The organism is Klebsiella sp. 54 (genome assembly GCF_018223875.1).
In the GTDB taxonomy this organism is placed as follows: domain Bacteria; phylum Pseudomonadota; class Gammaproteobacteria; order Enterobacterales; family Enterobacteriaceae; genus Klebsiella; species Klebsiella quasipneumoniae.
In genome coordinates this window covers 76,601-94,203 of sequence record NZ_JAGRRA010000007.1, presented here as the reverse complement: position 1 = coordinate 94,203, position 17,603 = coordinate 76,601, and the positions used below count along the sequence as shown (strand labels likewise).

General features: G+C 58.9%; 18 protein-coding genes. 10 read left to right on the top strand and 8 right to left on the bottom strand.

Translation table 11 applies throughout. The features are described 5' to 3' along the window. The first annotated feature begins 72 nt into the window (after nucleotides 1-72). Nucleotides 73-1,635: a CNNM family cation transport protein YoaE gene (yoaE, locus tag KHQ24_RS17070; RefSeq protein ID WP_004203354.1), complete on the top strand. Its 1,563-nt coding sequence runs from the start codon at nucleotides 73-75 to the stop codon at nucleotides 1,633-1,635. Between the two features lie 36 nt (nucleotides 1,636-1,671). Here the strand turns inward: yoaE and KHQ24_RS17065 are convergent, their stop codons facing one another. The 4 genes from KHQ24_RS17065 to pabB all read right to left on the bottom strand — a co-directional run bounded on the left by KHQ24_RS17065 (nucleotide 1,672) and on the right by pabB (nucleotide 6,882). Further along, nucleotides 1,672-3,228 (bottom strand): EAL domain-containing protein, encoded by a 1,557-nt coding sequence (locus tag KHQ24_RS17065; RefSeq protein ID WP_211777372.1) that lies wholly within the window; start codon nucleotides 3,226-3,228, stop codon nucleotides 1,672-1,674. A gap of 189 nt (nucleotides 3,229-3,417) precedes the next feature. Further along, nucleotides 3,418-4,782 carry an L-serine ammonia-lyase gene (gene sdaA / locus KHQ24_RS17060; protein ID WP_004203344.1) on the bottom strand — a complete coding sequence of 455 codons (1,365 nt, stop codon included), beginning with the start codon at nucleotides 4,780-4,782 and terminating at the stop codon, nucleotides 3,418-3,420. A 162-nt stretch (nucleotides 4,783-4,944) separates the two neighbouring features. Beyond that, entirely contained in the window at nucleotides 4,945-5,523 is a 579-nt protein-coding gene (locus KHQ24_RS17055; RefSeq protein ID WP_211777371.1) for a CoA pyrophosphatase, read from the bottom strand. 3 nt (nucleotides 5,524-5,526) lie between these two features. Continuing rightward, nucleotides 5,527-6,882 (bottom strand): aminodeoxychorismate synthase component 1, encoded by a 1,356-nt coding sequence (gene pabB, locus KHQ24_RS17050; protein ID WP_049116231.1) that lies wholly within the window; start codon nucleotides 6,880-6,882, stop codon nucleotides 5,527-5,529. 88 nt (nucleotides 6,883-6,970) lie between these two features. On the opposite strand from pabB, the gene KHQ24_RS17045 reads away from it, so the two are divergent. Next, nucleotides 6,971-7,156: a YoaH family protein gene (locus tag KHQ24_RS17045; RefSeq protein WP_004203339.1), complete on the top strand. Its 186-nt coding sequence runs from the start codon at nucleotides 6,971-6,973 to the stop codon at nucleotides 7,154-7,156. Here KHQ24_RS17045 and KHQ24_RS17040 read toward each other — a convergent pair whose 3' ends face one another. Continuing rightward, the gene (locus tag KHQ24_RS17040) at nucleotides 7,157-7,501 is read right to left on the bottom strand and encodes a RidA family protein (RefSeq protein WP_002910910.1); all 345 of its coding nucleotides are present in this window, start codon (nucleotides 7,499-7,501) and stop codon (nucleotides 7,157-7,159) included. 131 nt (nucleotides 7,502-7,632) lie between these two features. On the opposite strand from KHQ24_RS17040, the gene KHQ24_RS17035 reads away from it, so the two are divergent. From KHQ24_RS17035 to rnd, 5 genes are all read left to right on the top strand, one after another. Next, nucleotides 7,633-9,543: an ATP-dependent DNA helicase gene (locus tag KHQ24_RS17035; protein ID WP_004175456.1), complete on the top strand. Its 1,911-nt coding sequence runs from the start codon at nucleotides 7,633-7,635 to the stop codon at nucleotides 9,541-9,543. A 145-nt stretch (nucleotides 9,544-9,688) separates the two neighbouring features. Beyond that, a complete protein-coding gene (gene tsaB, locus KHQ24_RS17030; protein WP_017900203.1) occupies nucleotides 9,689-10,384 on the top strand; it encodes a tRNA (adenosine(37)-N6)-threonylcarbamoyltransferase complex dimerization subunit type 1 TsaB in 696 nt (231 codons plus the stop codon). Nucleotides 10,385-10,422: 38 nt separating this feature from the next. Then, nucleotides 10,423-11,004: a Slp family lipoprotein gene (locus tag KHQ24_RS17025; protein WP_211777370.1), complete on the top strand. Its 582-nt coding sequence runs from the start codon at nucleotides 10,423-10,425 to the stop codon at nucleotides 11,002-11,004. A gap of 205 nt (nucleotides 11,005-11,209) precedes the next feature. Further along, nucleotides 11,210-12,895, top strand: a complete 1,686-nt coding sequence (fadD, locus tag KHQ24_RS17020; RefSeq protein ID WP_025999236.1) for a long-chain-fatty-acid--CoA ligase FadD — start codon at nucleotides 11,210-11,212, stop codon at nucleotides 12,893-12,895. An 81-nt stretch (nucleotides 12,896-12,976) separates the two neighbouring features. Further along, the gene (gene rnd, locus KHQ24_RS17015; protein WP_072500816.1) at nucleotides 12,977-14,092 is read left to right on the top strand and encodes a ribonuclease D; all 1,116 of its coding nucleotides are present in this window, start codon (nucleotides 12,977-12,979) and stop codon (nucleotides 14,090-14,092) included. A 77-nt stretch (nucleotides 14,093-14,169) separates the two neighbouring features. On the opposite strand, the gene minE is transcribed toward rnd, so the two are convergent. Genes minE through minC form a run of 3 tightly spaced genes read right to left on the bottom strand, consistent with a single transcriptional unit; the run spans nucleotide 14,170 to nucleotide 15,977 of the window. Further along, nucleotides 14,170-14,439, bottom strand: coding sequence for a cell division topological specificity factor MinE (gene minE / locus KHQ24_RS17010; RefSeq protein ID WP_004103270.1), 270 nt, complete (start codon nucleotides 14,437-14,439; stop codon nucleotides 14,170-14,172). A gap of 3 nt (nucleotides 14,440-14,442) precedes the next feature. Then, the gene (gene minD / locus KHQ24_RS17005; RefSeq protein ID WP_002910900.1) at nucleotides 14,443-15,255 is read right to left on the bottom strand and encodes a septum site-determining protein MinD; all 813 of its coding nucleotides are present in this window, start codon (nucleotides 15,253-15,255) and stop codon (nucleotides 14,443-14,445) included. Between the two features lie 23 nt (nucleotides 15,256-15,278). Then, complete coding sequence (minC, locus tag KHQ24_RS17000) at nucleotides 15,279-15,977, bottom strand: septum site-determining protein MinC (RefSeq protein WP_004203323.1); 699 nt, start codon at nucleotides 15,975-15,977, stop codon at nucleotides 15,279-15,281. Nucleotides 15,978-16,103: 126 nt separating this feature from the next. On the opposite strand from minC, the gene KHQ24_RS16995 reads away from it, so the two are divergent. The 3 genes from KHQ24_RS16995 (at nucleotide 16,104) to KHQ24_RS16985 (ending at nucleotide 17,602) form a co-directional block, all read left to right on the top strand. Next, nucleotides 16,104-16,385 carry a YcgL domain-containing protein gene (locus KHQ24_RS16995; protein ID WP_004203320.1) on the top strand — a complete coding sequence of 94 codons (282 nt, stop codon included), beginning with the start codon at nucleotides 16,104-16,106 and terminating at the stop codon, nucleotides 16,383-16,385. 16 nt (nucleotides 16,386-16,401) lie between these two features. Further along, nucleotides 16,402-17,061 carry a fumarylacetoacetate hydrolase family protein gene (locus KHQ24_RS16990; protein WP_023318603.1) on the top strand — a complete coding sequence of 220 codons (660 nt, stop codon included), beginning with the start codon at nucleotides 16,402-16,404 and terminating at the stop codon, nucleotides 17,059-17,061. Between the two features lie 94 nt (nucleotides 17,062-17,155). Continuing rightward, nucleotides 17,156-17,602 carry a YcgN family cysteine cluster protein gene (locus KHQ24_RS16985; RefSeq protein ID WP_017900197.1) on the top strand — a complete coding sequence of 149 codons (447 nt, stop codon included), beginning with the start codon at nucleotides 17,156-17,158 and terminating at the stop codon, nucleotides 17,600-17,602. Nucleotide 17,603 lies beyond the last annotated feature (1 nt).

Sequence of the window (17,603 nt, the reverse complement as noted above, 5' to 3'; positions counted from 1 at the left end):
TCTTTCAGCATCTATTGTCGCGTCCGTGCATGACATGGCGATGACTGACCTTGCCGCTAACCGGAGTCGCACATGGAATTGTTAATGGATCCCTCAATCTGGGCCGGCCTGTTGACGCTTATCGTTCTGGAAATTGTGCTCGGTATTGATAACCTGGTGTTTATTGCCATCCTGGCGGACAAACTGCCGCCGAAGCAGCGTGATAAAGCGCGACTGATCGGCCTGTCGCTGGCGCTGGTGATGCGCCTGGGGCTGCTGTCGGTGATCTCCTGGATGGTGACGCTGACGAAGCCGCTGATTACTATCGCCGATTTCTCCTTTTCCGGGCGTGACCTCATCATGCTGCTTGGCGGGATCTTCTTGCTGTTCAAGGCGACAACTGAGCTGCATGAACGGCTGGAAAACCGCCAGCACGATGCCGGTCACGGGAAAGGCTATGCCAGTTTCTGGGTGGTGGTACTGCAGATCGTAGTGCTGGATGCCGTCTTCTCACTGGACGCGGTGATCACCGCGGTCGGGATGGTGAACCATCTGCCGGTGATGATGGCAGCGGTCGTGATTGCGATGATCATGATGCTGCTGGCCTCCAAGCCGTTGACGCGCTTTGTCAACCAGCACCCGACGGTGGTGGTGCTCTGTCTGAGCTTCCTGTTGATGATCGGCCTGAGTCTGGTGGCGGAAGGGTTTGGCTTCCATATTCCGAAAGGGTACCTTTACGCGGCGATCGGTTTCTCGATCATCATTGAGTTCTTTAACCAGGTGGCGCGCCGCAACTTTGTACGTCACCAGTCGACGTTGCCGCTGCGCGCCCGTACCGCGGATGCGATCTTGCGTCTGATGGGCGGCCGTAATAAACAGGCCTCCGTCAACCACGACGCTGACAGCCCGGCGGCGGTGCCGGTACCGGAAGGCGCCTTTGCGGAAGAAGAGCGCTACATGATTAACGGCGTGCTGACCCTGGCTCAGCGCTCTCTGCGCAGCATCATGACGCCGCGCGGGGAAATCAGCTGGGTCGACGCCGAGCAGAGTGAAGATGAAATTCGCCGTCAGCTGCTTTCGTCGCCGCACAGTCTGTTCCCGGTCTGCCGCGGAGAACTGGATGAAATCATTGGTATCGTGCGGGCGAAGGAGATGCTGGTGGCTCTGGAGTCGGGCGAAAACGTCGCGGCGCTGGCCTCCGCCTCCCCGGCGATCGTGGTACCTGAAACGCTGGACCCGATCAATCTGCTCGGCGTCCTGCGCCGCGCCCGCGGCAGTTTCGTCATCGTGACCAATGAATTTGGCGTGGTGCAGGGATTAGTGACCCCGCTGGACGTTCTGGAAGCGATCGCTGGAGAATTCCCGGACGCCGATGAGACGCCGGAGATCGTTATCGATGGCGACGGCTGGCTTATTAAGGGGTCGACCGACCTGCATGCGTTGCAGCAGGCGCTGGGGCTGGATCCGCTGATCAATGACGATGAGGATATTGCTACGGTTGCTGGTCTGGTGATCTCCGCCAATGGCCATATCCCGCGCATTGGCGACGTGGTGTCATTACCGCCGCTGCATTTCACCGTGGTGGAAGCGAATGACTACCGGGTCGATCTGGTTCGCGCGGTGGTCACCCGTCCGCCGAGCGACGAAGAAGAGTAATCGTCCTGCGCACCGGTCCCCTTGGGGACCGGTGCGTTATTCTGTTGCCTCTCGACTGGCCAGCCACGCCGGGAATGCCTCCACCGGCATCGGCCGGGCATAATAAAACCCCTGCAGCACATCGACACCGTGGTCTCTGAGGTAGCTTTCCTGTTCCTGCGTCTCCACCCCTTCGGCAACGGTAATAATATTCAGCCGGTTGGCGAGGGCGATAATGATATCGGTCACCGTGGCATTGACGCTGTCTATCCCCACCGAGCTGGTAAACGAGCGGTCAATCTTCAGCACGTCCGGGCGCAGTGTTTCCAGCCACGACAGGGAGCTGTTGCCGGTGCCAAAGTCATCGATCGCCAGCTGGACGCCTTTCTGGTGCAGATCTTCGGCCATGTGCTGGTCGCCATCCTGCAGGACATCGCGTTCGGTCAGCTCGACCACCAGCTGCTGTACCGGGTTCATGCTGAACCAGTAATTATGCAGGTCATGCAGCAGTAAGCCGTTGGCAAAGTGGCGGGCAGCGACGTTAATCGCGATATGAAACTGGCGGTCGCGGGGAAAAGCATCCAGACGGCGGGCGGTTTCGGCAATCACATAGCGGGTGAGGGGGATGATCAGATTGTCCCCTTCGGCGATGGGAATAAACACCTCCGGCGAAATCGCACCGCGGCGAGGGTTGTTCCAGCGCAGCAGGATCTCCACCCCGCAGCAGCGGCCGCTGCGCGCATCCTGCAGCGGCTGGCACCAGAGGGCAAACTCCCGGGCGGAAATACCGAGGCTTATCTCCCGCGAGAAGCTCATTCTGCCGGCGGTGGCCAGCCAGGCGATGCCGGTCATCAACAGGCTGAAGATCAGCGCCAGCGGCAGCTCGCCGGGCAGCTCCTCAAGCGCAATCGCAGAGGCGCCAGGGCCATTGATATTGACGATAAACGGAAACTCGGTAGAGCGCTGGCGATAAATCACCGTTCCCGGCGGGGTATGCGCTTTCTCGAGAAGCCCATGGCTGCTGCTAAAATAACGATCGCCAACCTGCAGGCTGACGTCGCTTATCAGGGATGATTTTTCGTTGAGAATTAAGGTCCCCAGCAGCTCGATATTGACAATCAGCATCACGCCATCCACGCCTCTCTCCGAGGCTGGATACCACTGTATCAGCACCGGTGTGCCTTTGAGCAAGGAGCTGTCGTTCGAAAAGAGCAGCAGAGGACGGGGTGCAGGAAGCGCAGGCTGCAGGCGATGTAAATCCGACTGTCGCGGCCCAAAAATACTCGAACAGTAAACGATACCTGACGTCACGAGCGCGACGGAACGAACGGTCTGCAACGAGGCCGCGATTTTACGCAGCGACAAATGGATATCCGGGCAGGGGTGGCCCACCAGAGGAAGCAGGGTGGTTCGCTGCGCGCTCAGCGGACGCAGGATGTTATCCAGCGCCGCCACCCGTTGGCTGGCGGCCATGCGAATATAGCCTTCATTTTCGCTACGCTGCGAAATAAATCGGATAGCTAAGGTGGCGCCCAGGGTCACCAGGGCTACCAGCAGGCAGACAATAATGCGTTTGCGACGATAGGCCGTAATGACTTTTTGTGCAGTCTGCATGTGCGACACCCTGTCGACAGGACGAGTGGTTAAGCGTGGCTTATTTAATAGAGCAATTGTAGTGGCAGAATATCGTCAGGTATAGAAAAAAGAAATGCGCCACAGAGGGCGCATCAGGAAGGCAGGGGGCTTTCAGTTCCCCTCGCTTTACGCCTGCGCACCGGGAGGGGGCAGGCGAAAGCCAACACTTTAGTCACACTGAACTTTAATCGCCAGTCCGCCGCGCGAAGTTTCGCGGTACTTGGCGTTCATGTCTTTGCCGGTTTCGTACATGGTCTCGATCACTTTATCGAGCGAGACGCGCGGTTCGCTGGTGCGGCGCATTGCCATCCGCGCGGCGTTGATCGCTTTCACGGAGGCGATGGCGTTACGTTCAATGCACGGCACCTGTACCTGGCCGGCGACCGGGTCGCAGGTCAGTCCGAGGTTATGTTCCATGCCGATCTCCGCCGCCACGCAGACCTGTTCCGGGCTGGCGCCGAGCAGTTCGGCCAGACCCGCCGCCGCCATCGAGCAGGCGACGCCCACTTCGCCCTGACAGCCGACTTCGGCGCCGGAAATGGAGGCATTCATCTTGTACAGCGCGCCGATCGCACCGCAGGCCATAAAGTAGCGGATATAGATCTCCGGGCTGACGGATTCGATAAAGTGATCGTAATAAGCGAGTACCGCCGGAACGATGCCGCAGGCGCCGTTGGTCGGCGCGGTCACCACGCGACCGCCGGCGGCGTTCTCTTCATTGACCGCCAGCGCGAACATGTTGACCCAGTCAACGACGTTCATCGGATCGCTGGAGAGCTTATCGCTGGCCACCAGCAGACGACGCAGCGCCGACGCGCGACGCGGTACGCGCAGCGGGCCAGGCAGCACGCCTTCGGTGTTCATGCCGCGGTCGATACAGGCGCGCATGGTCTGCCAGACATTAGCGAAATAGTCCTCGATCTCTTTTTTGCTGTGCAGCGCCAGCTCGTTCTGCATCACCATCCCGGAGAGCGACAGGCCGGTCTCTTTGCAGTAGGCCAGCATTTCCTGCGCCGATTTAAACGGGTAGGGCACCTGCAGTTCGTTGGCGTTCTCTTTGCCGAAGTGCTCTTCATCGACGATAAAGCCGCCGCCAATCGAGTAATAGGTCTTGCAGTAGATCTCTTTCTCGCCGGCCCAGGCATGAATGGTCATGCCGTTTTCGTGCAGCGGCAGATTGTCGCTGCGAAAACGCATGCCGTCATCCGCCGGGAAGTCCACTTCGTGCTGACCGTTGGCCAGCAGCAGACGGCCGCGTGTCTCGACGTCACGGATAAATGCCGGTATCGCGTCTATATCGACCGTATCGGGCTGATTGCCCGCCAGTCCCATGATAATGGCGATGTCCGTATGGTGGCCTTTGCCGGTTAATGACAGCGAACCGTAGACGTCAACCGCCACGCGGGTCACTGCATTAAGCAATCCTTTTTCGACCAGGTCATCGACGAACTGTTTACCGGCCTTCATCGGGCCAACAGTGTGGGAAGATGAGGGACCAATCCCCACCTTAAACATGTCGAATAGACTAATCACGATAATACTCCTGACAGGGTTACCGCGGGTGCGGTAACGATGTAATAACTGCGCATAGTGTAAGAGGGAAGCGCCCTGTCAGTTCAACTATTCACATGAATTAAACTAATGGATAACCGCGATTTTACTAATAGTGAGAGCGCCCTCTCATAATCAGTATAGCTAAGGGCGCGCGCCTATCTGCAGCGCCAGCTTGCGAATGATCCCGGCGGTCATTCCCCAGACAAAATAATGCTGGTACCAGGAGAGCCAGACGCGGTGGTCGTTGCCCCGGCGGTGGATATCGAGAGGATGGTAGCGCCCGAGGCGCAGGGCTTCGGCGAGCGGCATTTCAAATACCGCGGAGACCTCGTCCTGGCTGGCGTGATAGTGCAGATCCGGTGGAATAATGCCCACCACCGGCGTCACCTGGAAGCCGGTGACACTGTCCACCGGCGGCAGAACGCCAATCACCTCAACCTTCTCTGGCGGGATCGCCACCTCTTCCTGGGCTTCGCGCAGAGCGGCGGCGATAAGCGTCGCATCGGTATTATCTACCGCCCCACCGGGAAAGGCGACCTGGCCGGCGTGCTTGCGCAGCAACGGCGAACGCTGGGTCAACAGCAGGCCAGGCTGCGGCCGGCGTACGATCGGTACCAGCACCGCCGCCTGCCGCTGGTTTAGCGCCTGTGGCGAAGGCTGTGGACGCAGCAGCTGAAAGCGGGACAGAAAGTCATCCAGATTGAGGGCGCGGTCCGCCATGGTCTAGTTCTCCAGTTGGTGCAGGATACGATTAACTTTATCAAAAGTTTCCTGATATTCTGCGGCTTCCTCACTATCCGCCACAATCCCGCCGCCGGCGGAACAGTACAGTTGCCCCTGCCAGGCCGTTAGGGTGCGAATGGTGATGCTGGTATCCATATTGCCGCAATAGCTCAGATAGCCGATGCTCCCGCACCAGGCGTTACGTCGCTGGGGTTCCAGTTCATCAATAATCTCCATCGCCCGGACCTTCGGCGCGCCGGTGATCGACCCTCCCGGGAAGGCGGCGCGCAGCAGATCGCTGGCGTGCAGCGTCGCCGGCAGGCGGGCGGTGATGGTGCTGACCAGATGATGGACCGCCGGGAACGGCTCCACCACGAACAGCTCAGGGACCCGCACGCTGCCCGGGACGGCGACGCGGCCGATGTCGTTGCGCATCAGGTCGACAATCATTAAATTCTCGGCGCGATCTTTCGGCGAGTTCGCCAGCTTCTCCGCCTGCTGCGCATCCGCCAGCGGCGAATCGAGCCGCGGCAGGGTGCCCTTAATCGGGCGCGTCTGGATTTCCCCCTGGCGGAGCTGAATAAATCGCTCCGGCGACAGGCTTAAAATCGCCCCTTCCGCAAGGCGGATGAAGGCGCTAAAGGGGGCGCGGTTGGCGGCGTTCAACTGGCGGAAAGCCTGCCATTCATTCCCGACGTAGCGTGCCTGAAAACGCTGGGCGAGATTGACCTGATAGCAGTCACCGCTGCGCAGATAGGCCTGCACCTGACGAAATTTCTCGCCGTATTGCTGGCGGCTCATATTTGACTGCCAGGCAGAGGTCAGGGTGAAGGTTTCACCTGGCGCCGACGTTTGCGCCTCCAGCCACTGCAGACGCTGCTGCGGGTCGTCATAGCTGAGCAGCGACACCTGCTGGCGCTGATGGTCGACGATTAGCGCCCAGTCATAAATCCCCACCGCCATATCCGGCAGCGCGATATCGGCCTGCGCCACAGTGGGAAGTCGCTCAAAACGGCGGCCCAGATCGTAACCGAACAGCCCCAGCGCGCCGCCAAGAAACGGCAAATCCTCATGGGGCTGCGGCGTGAACGGCTGACGATCCAGCTGCTGCTGGAGTAGTTGCAGCGGATCGTCCGCCGAGACAAAAGTGGTCTCGCCGTCATCGACCCAGGTCTGTTCACCGCGCGTCAGCAGCGTGGCGCGCGGGGCCGCCACCAGGATATCAAAACGGTTATGCGGATGGTCGGCAAAGCCGGAATGTAGCAGCATCGCCCAGGGCAGGGCGCTTAACGGCGTAAAATAGTGTTCGGCGGCATCCGGGCGCCAGGGCAGGGTAATAATCGCGGGGGACAACATCTTTCTCGATCCTGAACGTTACCGTCCCTCTGGCGTAGGCGGGGACGGCGTGAAATAATTACGCCCCACAATGTAGCAGGAGTACAAGATGTTTGCAGGTTTACCTTCGCTGAGCCACGAGCAACAGCAAAAAGCGGTCGAACGTATCCAGGAACTGATGGCCCAGGGGATGAGCAGTGGCCAGGCGATTGCCCTGGTGGCGGAAGAGCTACGCGCGACGCATACCGGCGAACGGATCGTCGCGCGCTTTGAAGATGAAGACGAAGACGAGTAATTACACCGCGGCGATAATTTTGATTTCAACCTTATACTGCGGGTTCATCAGCGTTGCTTCCACCGTGCAGCGCACCGGGGCGTGACCGGCTACCACCCAGGCGTCCCACGCTTTATTCATCGCCGCAAAGTCGCTTTTGTCGGCGAGGAAAATGGTGGCGTCAAGAATGCGCGACTTGTCGCTGCCCTGTTTTTCCAGCACCGCGTCAATCTGCGCCAGGGTGTTGGCGGTTTGCTCGAAGGCATCGGCATCAAGATTCGCCGGCACGCCGGTGTAGTAAAGGGTCTGATTGTGGATCACTACATCTGACCAGCGGGCTTCGGCATCAATACGCGTAATTGTCATTTCTCATTCCTCTCTGAGCATTCCATTTAGCTGCGGCAAGACTGCCATAATGTTCCGCTCGCGTCACTACCCGGACTGGCGAAACGCCGCCCTCCCTGACATAATCACTGTCCAAATAACCAGGGGGCAATGTGATCGACGATTTTGCAGCAGACGGCCAGCTAGCCAAAGCCATACCGGGATTTAAACCGCGCGAGCCGCAGCGCCAGATGGCGGTGGCGGTCAGCGAAGCGATTGAGGCCTCCCGGCCGCTGGTGGTGGAAGCGGGGACCGGAACCGGTAAAACCTACGCTTACCTGGCGCCAGCGCTGCGGGCGAAAAAAAAGGTGATTATCTCCACAGGGTCGAAAGCGCTGCAGGATCAGCTCTACAGCCGCGATCTGCCCACCGTCGCCAAAGCGCTCAAATTCACCGGCAAACTGGCGCTGCTCAAAGGGCGCTCCAACTACCTGTGCCTAGAACGCCTGGAACAGCAGGCGCTGGCGGGCGGCGATCTGCCGGTGCAAACCCTCAGCGACGTGATCCTCCTGCGCTCCTGGTCGAACCAAACTCAGGATGGCGATATCAGCACCTGCGCCAGCGTGGCGGAAGATTCCCAGGCCTGGCCGCTGGTCACCAGCACCAACGATAACTGCCTCGGCAGCGACTGCCCGCTGTATAAAGATTGCTTCGTGGTGAAGGCGCGTAAAAAAGCGATGGACGCCGACGTAGTGGTCGTCAACCATCACCTGTTCCTTGCCGATATGGTGGTCAAAGAGAGCGGCTTTGCCGAACTGATCCCCGAGGCGGAGGTGATGATCTTCGACGAAGCCCATCAGCTGCCGGATATCGCCAGCCAGTACTTTGGCCAGTCGCTCTCCAGCCGCCAGCTGCTGGATCTGGCGAAAGACATCACCATTGCCTATCGCACCGAACTGAAAGACACTCAACAGCTGCAAAAATGCGCCGACCGCCTGGCGCAAAGCGCCCAGGATTTCCGCCTGCAGCTGGGGGACCCTGGCTACCGCGGCAACCTGCGCGAACTGCTGGCGGACAGCCACATTCAGCGGGCGCTGCTGCTGCTCGATGATGCGCTTGAACTGTGTTACGACGTCGCCAAACTCTCGCTGGGGCGTTCGGCGCTGCTCGATGCCGCCTTTGAGCGCGCCACCCTTTATCGCGGGCGCCTGAAGCGGCTGAAAGAGATCAATCAGCCGGGCTACAGTTACTGGTATGAATGCACTTCGCGCCACTTTACCCTTGCGCTGACGCCGTTGACCGTGGCCGAGAAGTTTAAAGAGGTGATGGCGCAGAAGTCGGGGAGCTGGATCTTTACCTCGGCGACGCTGTCGGTAAACGACGATCTGCACCATTTCACCGCCCGGCTGGGGATCGACGAGGCGCAGACACTGCTGCTGCCGAGCCCCTTTGATTATCAGCATCAGGCGCTGCTCTGCGTGCCGCGTAACCTACCGCTGCCGAACCAGCCCGGCGCGGCGCGCCATCTGGCGGCGATGCTCAAGCCGCTGATCGAGGCTAACGACGGTCGCTGCTTTATGCTGTGCACTTCGCACGCCATGATGCGCGATCTGGCGGAGCAGTTCCGCGCCACCATGACTCTGCCGGTGCTGCTGCAGGGCGAGACCAGTAAAGGCCAGCTTCTGCAGCAGTTCGTCAGCGCCGGCAATGCCCTGCTGGTGGCCACCAGCAGCTTCTGGGAAGGGGTCGACGTGCGCGGCGACGCGCTGTCGCTGGTGATCATTGATAAGCTGCCGTTTACCTCGCCGGACGATCCGTTGCTGAAAGCGCGGATGGAAGATTGCCGGCTGCGCGGCGGCGATCCGTTCGATGAAGTGCAGCTCCCGGACGCGGTGATCACCCTTAAGCAGGGGGTGGGCCGCCTGATCCGCGATATCGACGATCGCGGGGTGCTGGTGATCTGCGACAACCGGCTGGTGATGCGCCCCTACGGCGCGGTCTTTCTGGCCAGTCTGCCGCCGGCGCCGCGAACCCGCGATATCCGCCGGGCGGTGCGCTTTCTCGCCGTGCCGCCGGCAAGGTAATCCGCCCTGAAATGTGTTAAGCTGCGCGCCATTTTGTTAATTAGCGGTTCCCACTAGACTTCGGGCGGTGTGGCGACGGGTTGTCCGTCTGCCGGAAAACAGGCTGCCTGAAGGCCTGAACTATGTAACGAGAGCGTGACCACCCATGCGAATTTTGGCTATCGATACCGCCACAGAAGCCTGCTCCGCAGCGCTGTGGAATGATGGCACCCTTAGTGCTCATTTCGAAATTTGTCCCCGCGAACATACCCAACGTATCCTGCCGCTGGTGCAGGAGGTCCTCGCCGAGAGCGGCACCACCCTGACCGAGCTGGACGCGCTGGCCTTTGGCCGCGGTCCTGGCAGCTTTACCGGCGTACGCATTGGCATCGGTATCGCTCAGGGGCTGGCGCTGGGCGCGGAGCTGCCGATGATCGGTGTTTCCACGCTGGCCACCATGGCGCAGGGCGCGTGGCGCAAAACCGGCGCCACCCGCGTGCTGGCGGCGATTGACGCCCGGATGGGGGAAGTCTACTGGGCCGAGTATCAGCGCGACGAGCAGGGCGTCTGGCACGGCGAAGAGACGGAAGCGGTGCTCAAACCGGACGCGGTGGCCGAACGGCTGGCGCAGCTTTCCGGCGAATGGGCCACCGTCGGCACCGGCTGGCAGGCGTGGCCGGATCTGGCGAAAGAGAGCGGACTGACCTTAAGCAGCGGCGAAATTGAACTGCCGGCGGCAGAGGATATGCTGCCGTTAGCCTGTTATCTGCTGGCGGCAGGGAAAACCGTGGCCGTGGAGAAAGCGGAGCCGGTTTATTTGCGTAACGAGGTGGCGTGGAAGAAACTTCCGGGCCGCGAGTGAATCTCAGTAACAAGAAGACTGAGAAAAGGAGTCGCATCATGGCGGGTCAAATACAGGGCGTTCGCTTGCTGCTGGCCGCGGCAGTTGCCGTTGCGCTGAGCGGCTGCGTATCGGTGCCGGATGCCATCAAAGGCACCAGCCCCACGCCGCAGCAGGATTTAGTGCGGGTGATGAATGCCCCGCAGCTGTACGTCGGTCAGGAAGCGCGCTTTGGCGGCAAGGTGGTCAACGTGCAGAACCAGCAGGGGAAAACCCGCTTAGAAATCGCTACCGTGCCGCTGGACAGCGGTGCGCGACCGGAACTTGGCGAACCCTCGCGCGGGCGGATCTATGCCGATGTTAATGGCTTCCTCGATCCGGTGGACTTCCGCGGTCAGCTAGTGACCGTGGTCGGGCCGATTGCCGGAGTGGTCGAAGGCAAAGTAGGCAGCACGCCCTACAAATTTATGCTGATGAACGCCACCGGCTACAAACGCTGGAACGTGGTGCAGCAGGTGGTGATGCCCCCGCAGCCGATCGACCCGTGGATGCTGGGTCCGCGCCCCTGGGGTTACGGCTATGGCGGATGGGGGTGGTACAACCCCGGCCCAGCTGAGGTCAGAAACGTTGTAACCGAATGATTTTGTTGTTTTTGTTAGTTCAAAGAAACAGCGGCCGGTCCGCTGTTTCTTTGTTTTCAGTCGAATAAGAAAAAAAATAGTGACGCGCTTCGCAACCTGCTCATTGCCTAATTAATAAACTGGTACGCTGAGTTAATATAATGTTAACAAAATGTATTTTCCAGGGGCTGTGATGACGACGAATAACTATTTCAGAGGTGATGCAGTGAAAAAGGTTTGGCTAAACCGTTATCCCGCAGATGTTCCGGCGGAGATAAATCCTGACCGCTATCAATCCCTGGTTGAACTGTTTGAACATGCCACCACCCGCTACGCCGACCAACCGGCGTTTATCAATATGGGTGAAGTGATGACCTATCGTAAGCTGGAAGAGCGCAGTCGCGCCTTCGCCGCTTACCTTCAGGAGGGCTTAGGACTACAGAAGGGCGACCGGGTGGCCCTGATGATGCCTAACCTGCTGCAGTATCCGGTGGCCCTGTTTGGCATCCTGCGCGCCGGGATGATCGTGGTTAACGTCAACCCCTTATATACCCCGCGTGAACTGGAGCATCAGCTCAACGACAGCGGCGCGGCGGCGATCGTCATCGTCTCCAACTTTGCCCATACCCTGGAAAAAGTGGTGGCGAAGACCCAGGTGAAACACGTGATCCTGACGCGCATGGGCGACCAGCTCTCCACCGCCAAAGGCACGCTGGTGAACTTTGTGGTTAAGTACATCAAGCGGCTGGTGCCGAAGTACCATCTACCGGATGCCATCTCGTTTCGCAGCGCGCTGCAGCACGGCTATCGCATGCAGTACGTGAAGCCGGAGATCGTTGCGGAAGATCTGGCGTTTCTACAGTACACCGGGGGCACCACCGGGGTGGCTAAAGGGGCGATGCTGACCCACCGCAACATGCTGGCCAACCTTGAGCAGGTCAATGCCACCTACGGCCCGCTGCTGCATCGCGGCAAAGAGTTTGTGGTCACCGCGCTGCCGCTGTATCACATTTTCGCCCTCACCATGAACTGCCTGCTGTTTATCGAGCTGGGCGGGCAGAATCTGCTGATCACCAACCCGCGCGATATCCCCGGGCTGGTGAAGGAGCTGGCGAAATATCCGTTTACCGCCATGACCGGGGTCAACACCCTGTTCAACGCCTTGCTGAACAACAAAGAGTTCCAGCAGCTTGATTTCTCCTCGCTGCACCTCTCCGCCGGCGGCGGCATGCCAGTGCAGCAGGCGGTGGCTGAGCGCTGGGTGAAACTGACCGGACAATATCTGCTGGAGGGCTACGGCCTGACCGAGTGTTCGCCGCTGGTCAGCGTCAACCCGCACGACATCGACTACCACAGCGGCAGCATTGGCCTGCCGGTGCCCTCCACTGAAGCCAAACTGGTGGACGACGACGATAACGAAGTGGCGCCGGGTCAGCCGGGCGAGCTCTGTATCAAGGGGCCGCAGGTGATGCTGGGCTACTGGCAGCGTCCTGACGCGACGGATGAGATTATTAAAGACGGCTGGTTGCACACCGGGGACATCGCGGTGATGGATGAAGAGGGATTCCTGCGCATCGTTGACCGGAAAAAAGATATGATCCTGGTGTCGGGTTTTAACGTCTATCCGAATGAAATCGAAGATGTGGTCATGCAGCACAGCGGCGTGCTTGAGGTGGCGGCCATCGGCGTGCCGTCCGGCAGCAGCGGCGAAGCGGTGAAGATCTTCGTGGTGAAGAAAGATGCCGCGTTAACCGAAGAAGCGCTGATTACGTTCTGCCGTCGCCATTTGACCGGTTACAAGGTACCGAAGCTGGTGGAATTCCGTGACGAACTGCCGAAATCCAACGTCGGGAAAATTTTGCGGCGAGAACTGCGTGACGAAGCGCGCGCTAAAGTGGACAATAAAGGCTAAGTAACGAATGAGTCGCCAGACGCCGGCTACGCCGGCGTTTTTTATGGGCGCAAGTTAAGAGAGTATGCTTTGAACTATCAGATGATCACCACCGACGATGGCCTGCGCGCTGTCTGCGAAGCGGCAAGCGCCGCCTCCGCCGTCGCTCTGGATACGGAATTTGTCCGTACCCGCACCTATTACCCGCAGCTGGGGCTGCTGCAGCTGTTCGACGGCCGCCAGGTCTCTCTGATCGATCCCTTGACGATTACCGACTGGGCGCCGATGCGCGAGCTGCTGCTCAACCCGGATGTGACCAAATACCTGCATGCCGGCAGCGAAGATTTAGAAGTCTTTCTCAACGCGTTCAACCTGATGCCGCAGCCGCTGATCGACACCCAGATCCTGGCAGCCTTCTGCGGTCGGCCGATGTCCTGGGGCTTCGCCTCGATGGTGGAAGAGTATTCCGGGGTTGCGCTGGACAAAAGCGAATCCCGCACCGACTGGCTGGCGCGTCCGCTAACCGAGCGTCAGTGTGAATATGCCGCGGCCGACGTCTGGTACCTGTTGCCGATCGCCAGCCAATTAATGGCGGAGACCGATCGCGCGGGCTGGCTATCGGCGGCACTGGACGAATGCCGCCTGATGCAGCAGCGTCGCCAGGAGGTGGTCGACCCGGCTGAGGCCTGGCGCGATATCGGCAACGCCTGGCAGCTGCGTACCCGCCAGCTGGGCTGCCTGCAGCTGCTGGCGGAGTGGCGCCTGCGCAAAGCGCGGGAGCGCGACCTGGCGGTGAACTTTGTGGTGCGGGAAGAGCATCTGTGGAGCGTGGCGCGCTATATGCCCACCAGCCTCGGCGAGCTCGACAGCCTCGGGTTGTCCGGTAGCGAAATTCGCTTCCATGGCAAAACGCTGATTAGCCTGGTCGAGAAAGCACAGGCGCTGCCGGAGTCGGCCCTGCCGGCGCCGCTGCAGAATCTAATCGACATGCCGGGCTACCGCAAAGCCTTTAAAGATATTAAAGCGCTGGTGCAGGAAGTGAGCGCTGAGAAGGGCGTAAGCGCGGAGCTGCTGGCGTCGCGTCGGCAGATCAACCAGCTGCTGAACTGGCACTGGCAGCTGAAAACGCAGGCCGCTGAGCCTGAGCTGATTTCCGGTTGGCGTGGTGAGCTGATGGCCGAACGGCTGAAGAGGCTGTTAAGCGACTATCCGCGCTAGCGGACGGTCTGGTTCAGGCCATAAAAAAACCGGCGGCGCGTGGCGTAGCCGGTTTTTTTTCGGGATGGAACAGCAGGTCAGGGTTTCGACTCTTCCGTTTCGGGTAGGGTCACGTTCAGCTCAAGAATGGAAATATCACCGTCCCGCTGCTCCAGTTGCACGCTGACCATCTCCGGGTCGATCTGCACGTATTTACAGATCACTTCCAGGATATCTTTGCGCAACTGCGGCAGGTAATGTGGCTCCGCGTCCCCGCGGCGGCGCTCGGCGACGATGATTTGCAGGCGTTCTTTCGCAATATTAGCCGTGTTCTTTTTTCGCGAGAGAAAAAAGTCGAGTAAAGCCATAATTTATCCTCCGAACAGGCGTTTGAGGAATCCTTTCTTCTCTTCTTCAATGAAGCGGAAAGGGCGTTCTTCTCCGAGCAGACGTTCAACGGTATCGGCATAGGCTTTGCCTGCGTCCGACGCGGCATCGAGGATCACAGGCTCACCCTGGTTGGATGCGCGCAGGACTGACTGGTCTTCCGGGATCACGCCCACCAGGTTGATGCGCAGAATCTCCAGCACGTCTTCCATGCTCAGCATATCGCCTTTATTGACGCGGCCTGGATTGTAGCGGGTCAGTAGCAGGTGCTCTTTGATCGGCTCTTCGCCATTTTCCGCGCGGCGGGATTTGGAGGCGAGAATGCCAAGGATACGGTCGGAGTCGCGAACGGAGGAGACTTCCGGGTTGGTAGTAATAATGGCTTCGTCAGCGAAATAGAGCGCCATCAGCGCACCGGTTTCAATGCCTGCCGGGGAGTCACAGACGATGAAATCGAACTCCATCTTCTTCAGTTCTTCGAGAACTTTGTCGACGCCTTCGCGGGTCAGGGCGTCTTTATCCCGGGTCTGGGACGCCGGAAGAATGTAGAGGTTTTCCGTGCGCTTATCTTTGATCAGCGCCTGGTTCAATGTGGCATCGCCCTGGATGACGTTGACGAAATCATAAACGACGCGACGTTCGCAGCCCATAATCAGGTCGAGGTTACGCAGGCCGATGTCGAAGTCGATAACGACGGTTTTCTTTCCCTTCTGGGCCAAACCTGTAGCGATGGCCGCGCTGGAGGTGGTCTTGCCAACGCCCCCTTTACCCGAAGTCACAACAATAATGCGTGCCATAGAAATTCCTTGTTAAAAAGGGATTAATTTAACGGTTGAATTGTCAAAGCGCTTTCGCCTAAACGCAGGCGTGCCGCTTTGCCATAAAATTCGGCCGGGATGTTATCGCTCAGCCAATATTCCCCAGCGATGGAGACCAGCTCCGCCGCAAGGTGGGTACAAAATATCTGGGCGTCTCTGTCGCCACCGGCGCCTGCCAATGCGCGTCCTCGCATCATGCCATATACATGGATATTGCCGTCAGCGATAAGTTCCGCACCGGCACTCACATGATTTGTAACAATAAGATCACAGTGTGGCGCATAAATGCGCTGACCGGAACGTACCGGCTGATCAATCAAACGCGTTTTTGTGATCTGACTAGCAACTGGCGGCGGCGGGGCGGGTTCGGACGGTGCCGGACGAGGGGCTTTTTCTTTCCCTTCGGTTAATAACGGGATCCCGGCGCGGTCGATTTCGGTTTTCAGGCGCGGGATTTTGCATCCGCTGACGCCCATAATGCGTAAACCGGTCGCGGCGATAGCCTCGTTGACGGCGCGCCATTCGACACTCTCCTCGACGCTGGCGATATTCACCACCACCGGAGCATGGCGTAAAAAGGCGGGAGCCTGGGCGATTTTGTCTTCTAACGCCTGACGAATAACCTCGGGATTTGCATCGTGCAAATGAACGACAGATAACGTGAAGCTACTGCCTTTAAGTTCGATTGGCGTATTTGACATCCTGGCCTTACTCAATTTGCTGTTTATCGACCGCCGAAGTGCGGTGATATTCCGAAGACTAAAAGGCATGTTATAGTCACTGATATATTGAGGCAAGTGACCACGGGTCTAATTCCGAGTAAAACTATGTTTTGTGTGATCTATCGAAGTACTAAACGTGAACAAACCTATTTATACGTCGAAAAAAAGGACGATTTCTCACGCGTTCCTGACGAGCTCATGCGCGGTTTCGGCACGCCGCAAATGGCGATGCTGCTGCCGCTTGATGGGCGCAAAAAACTGGTTAACGCCGACCTTGAAAAAGTGAAACAGGCGCTAAGCGAACAGGGCTATTACCTGCAACTTCCTCCGCCATCTGAAAATCTACTAAAGAAACACCTGGCGGAACAGGGGAAACAATCCGATTAACCCACGAGGGAAAATAATGTACCAACATCATAACTGGCAGGGAGCGCTCCTGGATTATCCGGTGAGCAAAGTGGTTTGCGTCGGCAGCAATTATGCAAAGCACATCAAGGAAATGGGCAGTGCGACGCCGGAAGAGCCGGTGCTGTTTATTAAACCTGAGAGCGCGCTGTGCGATCTCCGTCAGCCGTTGGTGCTTCCTGAGGGGCTGGGTTCGGTGCATCATGAAGTGGAGCTGGCGGTGCTGATCGGCGGTACGCTGCGTCAGGCGACGGAAGAGCATGTGCTGAAAGGGATTGCCGGCTATGGCGTCGCGCTGGATCTCACCCTGCGCGACCTGCAAGCTAAAATGAAAAAGGCCGGGCAGCCGTGGGAGAAGGCCAAAGGCTTCGATAACGCCTGTCCGATCTCCGGCTTTATTCCGGCGGCCGAGTTCCACGGCGACCCGCAGAATACGCCGTTAAGTCTGAAGATTAACGGCGAAGTGCGCCAGCAGGGCACTACCGCCGACATGATCCATAAGATTGTGCCGCTGATCGCCTACATGTCGCGCTTTTTTACCCTCAAAGCCGGCGACGTGATCCTCACCGGCACCCCCGAAGGGGTGGGACCGCTGCACAGCGGCGACGAGCTGGAGGTCGGTTTCAACGGCCTGTCGCTCACCACCCGCGTACTGTAAGCGCGGTTTGCCGCCTTTTGGGGCGGCAAAACTTGCATCGTCGTGCCAGACTGGTTATAAGGTGCACCCTTAACTGGCAACGACGGACATTCCGATGAGCGAACAACCTTTCTGGCAACAAAAAACCCTGGATGACATGACCGACGCGGAGTGGGAATCGCTGTGCGACGGCTGCGGCCAGTGCTGCCTGCATAAGCTGATGGATGAAGATACCGATGAGATCTACTTCACCAACGTCGCCTGCCGTCAGCTCAATATCAAAACCTGCCAGTGCCGTAACTACGAGCGTCGCTTCGAATATGAGCCGGACTGCATCAAGCTCACTCGTGAAAATCTGCCGACCTTCGAATGGCTGCCGCCGACCTGCGCCTATCGCCTGCTGGCGGAAGGCAAACCTCTGCCGGCCTGGCACCCGCTGCTGACCGGCTCAAAAGCGGCGATGCACGGCGAACGTATCTCCGTCCGCCATATAGCGGTGCCCGAGTCCACCGTTGTCGACTGGCAGGACCATATCCTCAATCTGCCTGACAGGGCGCGGTAAG